This window comes from Burkholderia reimsis (assembly GCF_003294055.1).
Classification (GTDB): Bacteria; Pseudomonadota; Gammaproteobacteria; order Burkholderiales; family Burkholderiaceae; genus Burkholderia; species Burkholderia cepacia.
Genome location: NZ_QMFZ01000022.1, coordinates 54886 through 67232, shown reverse-complemented (window position 1 = coordinate 67232; position 12347 = coordinate 54886). Strand labels below are relative to the sequence as shown.

Annotated in this window: 12 protein-coding genes; all 12 read right to left on the bottom strand. The window is 63.1% G+C overall.

Annotated elements, in window-relative coordinates; genetic code table 11:
* Nucleotides 1-136 precede the first annotated feature (136 nt).
* The 12 genes from DPV79_RS24010 to DPV79_RS23950 all read right to left on the bottom strand — a co-directional run bounded on the left by DPV79_RS24010 (nucleotide 137) and on the right by DPV79_RS23950 (nucleotide 12319).
* On the bottom strand, nucleotides 137-1864 hold the full coding sequence (locus tag DPV79_RS24010; protein WP_113046642.1) for an AMP-binding protein: 1728 nt from the start codon (nucleotides 1862-1864) through the stop codon (nucleotides 137-139).
* A 254-nt stretch (nucleotides 1865-2118) separates the two neighbouring features.
* On the bottom strand, nucleotides 2119-2544 hold the full coding sequence (locus tag DPV79_RS24005; protein WP_006477288.1) for a F0F1 ATP synthase subunit epsilon: 426 nt from the start codon (nucleotides 2542-2544) through the stop codon (nucleotides 2119-2121).
* A 153-nt stretch (nucleotides 2545-2697) separates the two neighbouring features.
* Nucleotides 2698-4092, bottom strand: coding sequence for a F0F1 ATP synthase subunit beta (gene atpD, locus DPV79_RS24000; RefSeq protein ID WP_021160446.1), 1395 nt, complete (start codon nucleotides 4090-4092; stop codon nucleotides 2698-2700).
* 66 nt (nucleotides 4093-4158) lie between these two features.
* Nucleotides 4159-5034, bottom strand: coding sequence for a F0F1 ATP synthase subunit gamma (gene atpG / locus DPV79_RS23995; RefSeq protein ID WP_021160445.1), 876 nt, complete (start codon nucleotides 5032-5034; stop codon nucleotides 4159-4161).
* A 119-nt stretch (nucleotides 5035-5153) separates the two neighbouring features.
* A complete protein-coding gene (gene atpA, locus DPV79_RS23990; RefSeq protein ID WP_021160444.1) occupies nucleotides 5154-6695 on the bottom strand; it encodes a F0F1 ATP synthase subunit alpha in 1542 nt (513 codons plus the stop codon).
* A 44-nt stretch (nucleotides 6696-6739) separates the two neighbouring features.
* Nucleotides 6740-7279 carry a F0F1 ATP synthase subunit delta gene (locus DPV79_RS23985; protein WP_006482713.1) on the bottom strand — a complete coding sequence of 180 codons (540 nt, stop codon included), beginning with the start codon at nucleotides 7277-7279 and terminating at the stop codon, nucleotides 6740-6742.
* 2 nt (nucleotides 7280-7281) lie between these two features.
* A complete protein-coding gene (locus DPV79_RS23980) occupies nucleotides 7282-7752 on the bottom strand; it encodes a F0F1 ATP synthase subunit B (protein WP_021160443.1) in 471 nt (156 codons plus the stop codon).
* Between the two features lie 129 nt (nucleotides 7753-7881).
* Nucleotides 7882-8154, bottom strand: coding sequence for a F0F1 ATP synthase subunit C (atpE, locus tag DPV79_RS23975; RefSeq protein WP_021160442.1), 273 nt, complete (start codon nucleotides 8152-8154; stop codon nucleotides 7882-7884).
* 75 nt (nucleotides 8155-8229) lie between these two features.
* The gene (gene atpB, locus DPV79_RS23970; protein ID WP_012492242.1) at nucleotides 8230-9081 is read right to left on the bottom strand and encodes a F0F1 ATP synthase subunit A; all 852 of its coding nucleotides are present in this window, start codon (nucleotides 9079-9081) and stop codon (nucleotides 8230-8232) included.
* Between the two features lie 109 nt (nucleotides 9082-9190).
* A complete protein-coding gene (locus DPV79_RS23965) occupies nucleotides 9191-9715 on the bottom strand; it encodes an ATP synthase subunit I (RefSeq protein WP_021160441.1) in 525 nt (174 codons plus the stop codon).
* A gap of 569 nt (nucleotides 9716-10284) precedes the next feature.
* Entirely contained in the window at nucleotides 10285-11415 is a 1131-nt protein-coding gene (locus DPV79_RS23955) for an SLC13 family permease (protein WP_048023974.1), read from the bottom strand.
* Between the two features lie 10 nt (nucleotides 11416-11425).
* Nucleotides 11426-12319, bottom strand: a complete 894-nt coding sequence (locus DPV79_RS23950) for a ParB/RepB/Spo0J family partition protein (RefSeq protein WP_021160439.1) — start codon at nucleotides 12317-12319, stop codon at nucleotides 11426-11428.
* Between the last annotated feature and the right edge of the window lie 28 nt (nucleotides 12320-12347).

Below are 12347 nucleotides of genomic sequence, written 5' to 3'. Positions count from 1 at the left end.
TTTGGTCTCCTCGCGCTAACCCCGTAGCGTGTGGTTTTTAGCGGGCTAATAAGCCCGCTTTTTTTCGTCCATCGAAAACGCAACGGCCCGCAGGCCGCCGCGTTCTTCCAGCGCATTTTCCCTTCTTCTTGCCGCGCTAAGCGGTCTTCTGCACGTCGAGCTTCAGCTCCTCGATCATCCGGTCGCGCATCACGAACTTCTGCACCTTGCCCGTCACCGTCATCGGCAGCTCGTCGACGAAGCGGATGTAGCGCGGGATCTTGTAGTGCGCGATCTGCCCGTTGCAGAACGCACGCACGTCGTCCTCGGTCATCTGCTCATCCGCGCGCAGCACGATCCACGCGCACAGCTCCTCGCCGTACTTCGCATCGGGCACGCCGAATACCTGCGCGCTCTGAATCTTCGGATGCCGAAACAGGAATTCCTCGATCTCGCGCGGATAGACGTTCTCGCCGCCGCGAATCACCATGTCCTTCAACCGGCCGACGATGTTGCAGTAACCGTCCGCGTCGAGCGTCGCGAGGTCGCCCGTATGCATCCAGCCGTCCACGAGCACCTCGCGCGTCTTCGTGTCGTCGTCCCAGTAGCCGAGCATCACCGAATAGCCCTTGGTGCACAGCTCGCCCGTCGCGCCGACCGGCACGATATCGCCACTCGGATCGACGATCTTCACTTCGAGATGCGGCTGGATGCGGCCGACCGTCGTCGTGCGCTTCTCGAGCGGATCATCGGTCGAGCTCTGGAACGACACGGGGCTCGTCTCCGTCATCCCGTATGCGATCGTGATTTCGGACAGGTGCATCTGCGACACGACGCGCTTCATCGTCTCGATCGGGCACGGCGAGCCGGCCATGATCCCGGTGCGCAGCGTCGACAGGTCGAATTGCGCGAATGCCGGATGATCGAGCTCCGCGATGAACATCGTCGGCACGCCGTGCAGCGCGGTGCAGCGCTCTTCGGCCACCGCCGCGAGCGTCGCGACCGGGTCGAACGCTTCGCCCGGGAACACCATCGCCGCCCCCTTCGACACGCACGCGAGCACCGCGAGCACCATCCCGAAGCAGTGATAGAGCGGCACCGGGATGCACAGCGTGTCCTGCTCGGTGAACCGCATCGCGGTCGCAATCGAGCGCCCGTTGTTGAGGACGTTGCGATGCGTGAGCGTCGCGCCCTTCGGGCTGCCCGTCGTGCCGCTCGTGAACTGGATGTTGATCGGATCAGTCGCCGAGAGCGTCGCGCCGATCGCATCGAGCAGCGCGGGATCGACGGCCTGGCGGCCGCGGGCCATCACGTCCGCGAAGCGGAACATGCCGGCCGGCGCGACGTCGCCCATCGACACGACCGTGCGCAGGCTCGGCACGCGCGCCGCATGCAGGTCGCCCGGCGTCGCGGTCGCGAGTTCCGGCGCGATGGTCTGCAGCATCTCGACGTACGCGGACGTCTTGAAGCGCTCGGCGGCGATCACGGCTTTACAGCCGACCTTGTTCAGCGCGTATTCGAGCTCCGCGAGCCGGTAGGCCGGATTGATGTTGACGAGCACCGCGCCGATCCGCGCGGTCGCGAACTGCGTGAGCAGCCATTCGCTGCGGTTCGGCGACCAGATGCCGACGCGATCGCCCTTCACGATGCCGAGCGAGGCCAGCCCGGCCGCCAGCACGTCGACCTCGTTCGCGAACTCGCGCCAGGTCCAGCGCACCTGCTGCTCGCGGAACACGACGGCCGGACGATCGGGAAAGCGGCCGGCCGTGTCGAGCAGGAACCGGCCGATCGTCGCTTCGGAGAGCGGCACGTCGGTCGTGCCGCGCACGTACGACAATCCGTTTTCGGGCGCGATCAGCGCCCCCACGCCAAGGTCTGCTGCCATGAATGTCTCCGTCTGTTTTTGTCTGACCGGCCCGACATGCGGCTCACGCGTGTCTCCTCCGCCGACGTCGCGACGGATAGCCTCTGAGCGGATGATGCCGTGCGCGGCTGACGACACTCTGACATCGAATCGCGACGGACGGGTGAAATAGCACGACCGGACGGTATGATCCGACCCGTAAAAACAGATGAAAACGACGGGCGAAAAAAAAGCAGCCCGAAGGCTGCTTTCTTTCGCGGGATACGCGGCGCGGCTCAGTGCCGGCTGCGGATCTTCGCCAGACGCTGGATCGCTTCGAGCTGCGCCATCGCGGTCGCGAGCTCGGATTGCGCCTTCGCGAGGTCGAGATCCGACTTCGCGTTCTGCAGCGTTTCCTCGGCACGCTTGCGTGCTTCCTCGGCTTTCGCCGCGTCGAGGTCCTTGCCGCGGATCGCGGTGTCGGCGAGCACCGTCACGGCACCCGGCTGCACTTCGAGAATGCCGCCCGCGACGAACACGAATTCGTCGTTGCCGCCCTCGACTTCGATGCGCACCGCACCCGGACGAATCCGCGTGATCAGCGGCGTGTGACCCGGCAGAATGCCCAGCTCACCCGTTTCGCCCGGCAGCGCGACGAATTTCGCCTCGCCCGAGAAGATCTGCTCTTCCGCGCTGACGACGTCTACTTTGATGGTTGCCATATCGACTCCTGTCGATCGGAACGAGCGCTTCAGCGCCGGCTCCGATCCCATGCACGGCGGGTTGAGCGTATTACGTGAGCGCCTGTCCGCGAACGGATACCATCAAGGTATCCCTCACGGACGTAGCGGCGCCCGCTGCGTTACGCCTGACCCTTACGAGATCTTCTTGGCCTTTTCGAAGGCTTCGTCGATCGTGCCGACCATGTAGAACGCCTGTTCCGGCAGGTGGTCGCACTCGCCGTCGACGATCATCTTGAAGCCACGGATCGTTTCCTTCAGCGGCACGTACTTGCCCGGCGAGCCCGTGAACACTTCAGCGACGTGGAACGGCTGCGACAGGAAACGCTGGATCTTACGCGCGCGTGCGACCGACAGCTTGTCTTCCGGCGACAGTTCGTCCATGCCCAGAATCGCGATGATGTCGCGCAGTTCCTTGTAGCGCTGCAGCGTCTGCTGAACACGACGGGTGATCGAGTAGTGCTCTTCACCGATCACGTTCGGGTCGATCTGGCGCGACGTCGAGTCGAGCGGGTCGACCGCCGGGTAGATACCCAGCGAAGCGATGTCACGCGACAGAACGACGGTTGCGTCCAGGTGGCCGAAGGTCGTAGCCGGCGACGGGTCGGTCAAGTCGTCCGCAGGGACGTACACGGCCTGGACCGACGTAATCGAGCCCTTCTTGGTCGACGTGATGCGCTCTTGCAGCTTGCCCATTTCTTCAGCCAGCGTCGGCTGATAGCCCACTGCCGACGGCATACGGCCGAGCAGTGCCGACACTTCGGTACCGGCCAGCGTGAAACGGTAGATGTTGTCGACGAAGAACAGCACGTCGAGGCCTTCGTCACGGAAGTGCTCGGCCATCGTCAGGCCGGTCAGCGCGACGCGCAGACGGTTGCCCGGCGGCTCGTTCATCTGGCCGTACACCAGCGCGACCTTGTCGAGAACGTTCGAGTCCTTCATTTCGTGGTAGAAGTCGTTCCCTTCACGGGTACGCTCGCCCACGCCCGCGAACACGGAGTAACCGCCGTGTTCCTTCGCGATGTTGTTGATGAGCTCCATCATGTTGACGGTCTTGCCCACGCCTGCACCACCGAACAGGCCAACCTTGCCGCCCTTTGCGAACGGGCAGATCAGGTCGATGACCTTGATACCCGTTTCGAGCAGTTCGGTCGACGGCGACAGTTCGTCGAACGCCGGAGCCTTCTGGTGGATCGAACGCGTATGTTCGCTTTCGATCGGGCCGGCTTCGTCGATCGGACGGCCGAGGACGTCCATGATACGACCGAGGGTCGGCTTGCCGACCGGCACCGAAATCGGCTTGCTCGTGTTCTTCACGGTCAGGCCGCGGCGCAGGCCGTCGGATGCACCCAGACAAATGGTACGGACCACGCCGTCACCCAGCTGTTGCTGGACTTCGAGCGTCAGTTCCGAGCCATCGAGAATGAGCGCGTCGTAGATCTTCGGCATGCTGTCGCGCGGGAATTCCACGTCGATAACGGCGCCGATGCACTGTACGATCTTGCCTTCTACCAAAGCAGCAGTACTCATCGCTTTTCCTTTAAATACCTGATTCTTTACTCGCGCAAAGGCGCAGTTGTCGTCCGTGGCGCGCGCTTAAACAGCGGCTGCGCCGCCGACGATCTCCGACAGTTCTTTCGTGATCGCGGCCTGGCGGCTCTTGTTGTACACGAGCTGCAGTTCGCTGATCACCGTCTTCGCGTTGTCGGACGCGGCCTTCATCGCGACCATGCGCGCCGATTGCTCGGACGCCATGTTTTCCGCGACGGCCTGGTACACCAGCGCCTCGACGTAACGCACGAGCAGTTCGTCGACGACTGCCTGCGCGTCCGGCTCGTAGATGTAGTCCCACGACGTGGCCGGCGTACCGTCATCGGCTTCGAAGTGTTCCGACGACAGCGGCAGCAACTGCTCGATCACGGCTTCCTGCTTCATCGTGTTGACGAAGCGCGTGTAAGCGATATAAACCGCCGACAGCTTGCCTTCCGAGTACAGATCGAGCTGCGTCTTCACGGCGCCGATCAGCTTGTCCAGATGCGGGGTGTCGCCGAGGTGCACGACCTGCGACATCACCTTCGCGCCGAAGCGGTTCAGGAACCCGAGGCCCTTGCTACCGATCGCGGTAGCTTCGACCTTCTGGCCCTTCTCTTCCAGCTCCTTGAACTTCTGAACCGTCGCACGCAGCACGTTGGTGTTCAAACCGCCGCACAGACCCTTGTCCGTCGTAACGAGAATGATGCCGGCCGTGTTCGCACCTTCGTTCGCCACCATGAACGGGTGACGGTACTCCGGGTTCGCACGGCTCATGTGCGCGGCGATGGCACGGACCTTGTCCGCATAAGGACGAGCGGCGCGCATGCGTTCCTGCGCGCGACGCATCTTCGATGCGGCCACCATCTCCATCGCCTTCGTGATCTTGCGCGTGTTCTGCACGCTCTTGATCTTCCCGCGAATTTCCTTCATTCCAGCCATAGCTTGCTCCTTTGCGCCCCGAGTTAGCGCTTTAGCGCTTTACTCGGGGCTCATGCATCGCTCACCGAAGCGGCGCGGGCGCATCAGCACCCGCGCGGCCTCAGTGTGTCACTCGCGGATCAATAGGCACCGGACTTCTTGAAGGATTCGATCGCCGAGCGCAGTGCGCCTTCGTCGTCCTTCGAGAGATCCTTGGTGTCTTCGATGCGCTTGATGAGGTCAGCGTGGCTGGTCTTCAGGTTTTCGCGCAGGCCCTTCTCGAACGACAGCACTTGCTTGACGTCGAGGTCGTCGAGGTAGCCGTTGTTCGCGGCGTACAGCGACACGGCCAGTTCCCAGACCTGCAGCGGCTGGTACTGCGGCTGCTTCAGCAGTTCCGTCACGCGGCGGCCGCGCTCGAGCTGCTTGCGGGTCGCTTCGTCGAGGTCCGATGCGAACTGCGCGAATGCCGCCAGTTCACGGTACTGCGCGAGGTCGGTACGGATACCGCCCGACAGCTTCTTCACGACCTTCGTCTGAGCGGCGCCACCGACTCGCGACACCGACACGCCGGCGTTGATTGCCGGGCGGATGCCTGCGTTGAACAGGTCGGTTTCCAGGAAGATCTGGCCGTCGGTAATCGAGATCACGTTCGTCGGAACGAACGCGGTCACGTCGCCAGCCTGCGTTTCGATGACCGGCAGTGCCGTCAGCGAGCCGCTCTTGCCCTTCACTTCGCCGTTCGTGAACTTCTCGACGTACTCTTCCGACACGCGAGCCGCACGCTCGAGCAGACGCGAGTGGAGATAGAACACGTCGCCCGGGTACGCTTCACGGCCCGGCGGGCGGCGCAGCAGCAGCGAGATCTGACGGTATGCCCAAGCCTGCTTGGTCAAGTCGTCATAGATGATCAGCGCGTCCTGGCCGCGATCGCGGAAGTATTCGCCCATCGTGCAGCCGGCGTACGGTGCGAGGTACTGCATCGCTGCCGAATCCGAAGCCGAAGCGGCGACGACGATCGTGTATTCCATCGCGCCCGTTTCTTCGAGCTTGCGAACCACGTTCATGATCGACGAAGCCTTCTGGCCGATCGCGACGTAGATACAGATCAGGTCCTTGCCCTTCTGGTTGATGATCGCGTCGAGCGCCACCGCGGTCTTGCCGCACTGACGGTCGCCGATGATCAGCTCACGCTGGCCACGGCCGATCGGCACCATCGCGTCGATCGACTTGATGCCCGTCTGCACCGGCTGCGACACCGACTTACGCCAGATCACGCCCGGGGCGATCTTTTCGATCGCGTCGGTCAGCTTCGCGTTGACCGGGCCCTTGCCGTCGATCGGGTTGCCGAGCGCATCGACCACGCGGCCGACGAGTTCCGGGCCAACCGGGACTTCGAGAATGCGGCCCGTCGTCTTGACGATGTCGCCTTCCGAGATGTGTTCGTATTCGCCGAGAATCACCGCGCCGACCGAGTCGCGCTCGAGGTTCAGCGCGAGGCCGAACGTGTTGCCCGGAAACTCGAGCATTTCGCCCTGCATCACGTCCGACAGGCCGTGGATACGCACGATACCGTCGGTCACGGAGATCACGGTGCCCTGGTTGCGAACGTCTGCGCTCGCTTCAAGGCCCTGGATCCGGCTCTTGATCAGCTCGCTGATCTCAGAGGGATTGAGTTGCATTATTCGCTCCTGATAGTCAATTCTGTTGCGTGCCGGCGTGGCGCTCAGGCGGTCAAGGCAGCCTGCATCGATGCGAGGCGCGCGCGAACCGAGGTGTCGAGCACTTCGTCGCCGACCGTCACGCGCACGCCGCCGATCAGCGACGAATCGACTTCGACCGTCGGTTTCAGCTTGCGCTTGAACTTGCGTTCGAGGCCCGAGACGAGACTGTCGAGATCCGCGCCGTTCAGCGGGAACGCGCTCACGATCTCGGCGTCGGCTGCACCTTCACGTTCGTTCTTGAGCGCCTCGAACTGCTCGGCAATTTCCGGCAGCAGCGCGATGCGATGATTGTCGACCAGCATCTGCACGAAGTTCTTCGCTTCGGCGCCGGCCGCGAGCGGCGACTTCGCAGCAGCAAGCAGCAACTCGGCTACTTGCGTGCGCGTCACCTTCGGGCTCGACGCGACCGACAGCACTTCCGGCAGACGCGCAACCTGGGCCAGCTCTTGCACGAGCGTGGACCAGGCGGCGATGTCACCGCCCTCGGCCACGCGGAACAGCGCTTCTGCGTAAGGGCGGGCGATGGTTGCAAGTTCGGCCATGATCAGAGCTCGGCTTTCAGTTGATTCAGCAGTTGGGCGTGGGCCGTTTGATCGACTTCGCGCTTCAGGATCTGCTCGGCGCCCTTCACGGCCAGCGTAGCGACTTCGCCACGCAGCGCTTCGCGCGCCTTCACGATTTGCTGTTCTGCTTCCGCCTTCGCCTGGGCGACGATGCGGGCGGCTTCAGCCTGGGCGTTGGCCTTGATTTCCTCGGCGACCGCCTGGGCACGCTTTTCAGCGTCGGCGATGCGCTGCTGGCCGTCATTGCGGGCCTGCGCGAGTTCCTGGTCCACGCGCTTGTGCGCTGCGTCGAGTTCTGCCTTGCCCTTCTCGGCGGCGGCGAGGCCGTCGGCGATCTTCTTCGAACGTTCGTCGAGGGCGTTGATCAACGGCGGCCACACGAACTTCATCGTGAACCACGCGAGGACCAGGAACACGACCATTTGCGCAAACAGAGTTGCGTTGAGATTCACGGTGTTTCCTTATCTGCTATTCCGGAAAAATGAAACGGTAAGGCGCTCATCGAGTTGCATTCGATCAGCGCCCCAAGTCTCCGTTCCGCCCTGCGCCGGCTCACGCCGGACGCATATTTCCGAGGAACCTTAGCCTGCGACGAGCTTCGACAGGAGCGGGTTCGCGAACGCGAACAGCATTGCAACACCCACGCCGATCAGGAATGCCGCGTCGATCAGACCAGCCAGCAGGAACATCTTCGTTTGCAGCGGGTTGATGAGTTCCGGCTGACGTGCGCAGGCTTCGATGTACTTACCACCCATCAGCGCGATACCGATACAGGCGCCGATTGCACCCAGGCCGATGATGATGCCGATACCGATGGCGGTCAGACCCTGGATGTTGGCGATGTAAGCTTGCATGATCACTCCTTTGTGAAAAGACTTGGAACTGAGATTTAAAAAACTAAAACGGAAACTCTTTTTTGCACGCCGCGCTTAGTGCTTGTCGTGCGCCTGGCCGAGATACACCAGCGTCAGCATCATGAAAATGAATGCCTGCAACAGAACAATCAGGATGTGGAAGATTGCCCAGACGCTGCCCGCGATCACGTGGCCAACGAAGCCGAGGAACGTTGCGTCGCCACCGAAGCTCCACATGCTGCCGAGCAGGGCGATCAACAGGAACAACAGCTCACCCGCGTACATGTTGCCGAACAGCCGCATACCGAGGGAGACGGTCTTGGCGAGATATTCGACGATGTTGAGCGCGAGGTTAGGGATCCACAGCAGCGGGTGGGCGCCGAACGGTGCCGACAGCAGCTCATGCACAAAGCCGCCCGCGCCCTTGATCTTGATGCTGTAGTAGATCATCAGGACGAACACGCCGAGCGCGATGCCGAGCGTGCCGTTCAGGTCGGCCGTCGGGACGATGCGATGGTGGGAAATCACGTCCGACAGACCGAGCAGGCCGATCACGCGGCCCGGCAGGTCGACCGGGAGGAAGTCGAGGGAGTTCATCAGCGCGACCCACACGAACACCGTGAGCGCGAGCGGAGCGATGAAGGTACGATTGCCGTGAACGATGGCCTTCGATTGGTCTTCGACCATCTCGACGAGCATCTCGATCGCGCACTGGAAACGGCCCGGCACGCCCGACGTCGCCTTGCGGGCAGCCAGACGCAGCAAGACGATCGTCACGATGCCGCAAACGATCGACCAGAACAGCGTGTCGAGATTCCAGACGTGGATGTCGAAAATCGACGTCTGATGCGAGGTGGAGAAATTCTGCAAGTGGTGCGCAATGTACTCGGACGGATCCGGACCGCGCGTGCCTTCGCTAGCTGCCATATCGTTAATGCCACCCAAATTGTCGAAAATCGTTTTGCCCGTTCCGCAACACGCTATTGCGGGAACGGGCCGGTGCGGTTCGTTGTCGAAACCGCACGCTGCTTGTTCCTTACCGCCAGGCCAGCGCGATCCAGTACGTCTTCAGCACGACGAGGTATGTGACGAGGAACGGCACCCAGTGCACGCCGGCCCAGCCGAACGCCACTGCAGTGAACATCCCGATCGTCAGAGCGAGCTTCAGGGCTTCGCCCATCACCCAGCTCATCACGGTGGCCGAACCACCTGCCTTCAGTCGTGCCACGAATACCGCACTGGGCACCCAGCCGATCGCTCCGCCCAGAAACGCGGATTGCGCAGCGGCGCCCGGCGACTTCGAAAACAGCCACCACGCCAGCGTTGCAACCAGGGACAGAACCACTTGCGCGAATACCACCTTATAGGGGGTCACGCGCGAGGGCTTGCTCACGTTCGGGCCGAACAGCTTTTCGGCTTCTGCCCGCGTGAGCGGAACGATGTTGTTATCTTGCTGCTCGGCGTCCCAGTCATCGTCGGATTCGCGCCGCTCGCCGGCCGCCGAAGCGGTGCGTTGCGTGCGCTGATCATCGTGCCTGTCGTCCGGCGCCTGACCCGCCATCGCAATCTTCCGCAAAATCCTTGAACCCGGCCCCAAGCTTTCTGAAAGCTTTCAGGGGTGCCTAGCTAACAAATCCGGGCGATTGTAAGCGATAGTTGCAAGTGATTCAAGGCTTTAGACGCGACAAAAACCTGCGTAAAACGACGCCTCATCATGTGAAAAAACACGCGATTCGACGACGTACGATGACAGTTGTAAGGTCGCTTTTTTGCACCGGTATTTCTTGCTCGAAAAAACCCGGCGACGAGGAAATGGCAAGGAAACGAGGCCCGACGCGGGTGCCGGCGGGACGGCACGAACGCCGTCCGGAATCCACGCCGTGACGCGGCCCCGGGCTCGCGCCCGGCACGACGCAGCGGACAGGCAAAACCCTGTGACCACCTAGCAGCACCGGATGCACGAAATCCGGGCCGACGTCGACGCGTCGGATCATCCAATCAGTTGTCATGCCACCACAGGGAATCGACTGTGAATTGCCGGACTTATCAACAGCCCCGCAACCAGCGCGAATACCCTGCACCCGCCCCGCCACCCGAATCGCACGGCTGTGCCGCGCGCAGCCGCGTCACTCAACCATGAACGAGCAGCCACGCGCCGACCGCCGCGCTGGCGAGTGCGAACGGAATCGAGACCAGATGGAACGGCAGCCACATGCGCGGCTCCTTCGCGAGACGCACCGCGATCAGGTTCGCAAGCGAGCCGATCGCGAAGCCGAAGCCGCCGACCGATACGCCGAACGCGAGCGCACGCCAGTCATGCGTGAATTCCGACAACAGGATCGCGGCCGGCACATTGCTGATGACCTGTGACAACAGCGCGCCGGCCGCGTAGACGCGCAGCGGCGAATCGAGCTGCGCGTTCGCAATCGTGTCGTGCACGACGGGCAGCGCAGCCGCGGTACGCAGCACGACGAACATCAGTACGAAGATCAGCAGCAGCAGCCAGTCGATCTTCAGGACTGCGTCGCGTTTGACGGCGAGCAGCACGATGGCGACACCGACGAGACCAGGCAGCGGATGATGCGCATCGGCGAGCAGCACGAATGCGGCGAACAGCGCCGCCGCGATCAGCGCGTGCATGCGTTGCACGGGCAGCGCAGTGGCATCACCGGACAAGTCGAGCGGCTTTGCGCGAAACGCGCATGCGGTCAGCACGAGCAGCAGCGCCATCAGCGCGATCGCGAGCGGCCCGAGCGTGACGACGAAGCGGCCGAACGACACGCCGCTCAATTGCCACAGGAAAAGATTCTGGGGATTGCCGAGCGGCGTCGCGACGGACCCCGCGTTGACCGCCAGCGCGACGACGATCACGAGCCGCCGGAACGGCAATGGCGTCAGCGCACGCAACGAGACCATCAAAGGCACGACGACGAACAGCGCGACGTCGTTGGTGAGCCACATCGACAACAACGCGGCGAACCCCACGAGCAACAACGCGAGCCCGCGTTCGGAATGCACGTGATGCACGATACGGTGTGCGAGCCACATCAGGCAGCCGGACAACTCGAGCGCCTTGGTCAGCATCAGCAGGCCCGCCAGCGTTGCGACCGTCTGCCAGTCGACACGACCGGCCAACACGGAAAATGGTTGCGGACGCACCCATTGCAGCACGATCAGGCCAAGTACGAGAACCGACAGCACCGGCTCCTGCGCAAGCCATCCCAACCACCGGCGCGGAGTCGGCGCGCCCGTCTTCTCCATCGGCACCGCGTTACTCTTCGGTCGCGACGTTGCCGCGCAGCCGCACGAGAATGCCCTCGAGCGCGTCGAGGTTGCCGAAGTCGATCGTGACCTGCCCTCGCCCGCGGCGGCCGAGCTTGATCTTCACCGTCGACGCGAGCAGGTCGGACAACTCCTCCTCGAGACGGCGCGTATCGCGGCCGCCGTCGTCCTTCGCGCGCGCCTTCACGGCCGGCGCTTCCTTCGTCGTGTGCGAGACGAGTTTCTCGGTCTCCCGCACCGACATGCGCTTGTTGACGACCTGATGGGCGAGCGTGATCTGCGTGGCTGCATCGACGGCGAGCAGCGCGCGCGCGTGCCCCATGTCGAGATCACCGGCCAGCAGCATCGTCTGCACCGGCGAAGCCAGGTTCAGCAGGCGCAGCAGGTTCGACACCGCACTGCGCGAACGGCCGACCGATTCGGCCGCCTGTTCGTGCGTGAAACCGAACTCGTCGAGCAGGCGCTGGATACCGTGCGCCTCTTCAAGCGGGTTCAGATCCTCGCGCTGGATGTTCTCGATCAGCGCCATCGCCGCGGCGGCCTGGTCGGACACATCCTTCACGAGCACCGGCACTTCATCGAGGCCCGCCAGGCGCGCCGCGCGGAAACGGCGCTCGCCCGCGATGATCTCGTATTTGTCTGATGAAATGGGCCGTACCAGGATCGGCTGCATCACGCCCTGTGCGCGAATGCTCGCCGCGAGCTCCTGCAGGCTGCCTTCGTCCATCCGCGTCCGCGGCTGGTACTTGCCGGCCTGCAGCTTGCCGAGCGCGAGCGTGTTCGGTGCCCCTTCGATCTTCACCGCTTCGGTGATATCGGCACTGCCGCCGAGCAGCGCTTCGAGGCCACGTCCCAAGCCCTTCTTCTTTGGTACCGCGTTCATGTCTTTCTTCCTCGCTTCGCTCATGTCC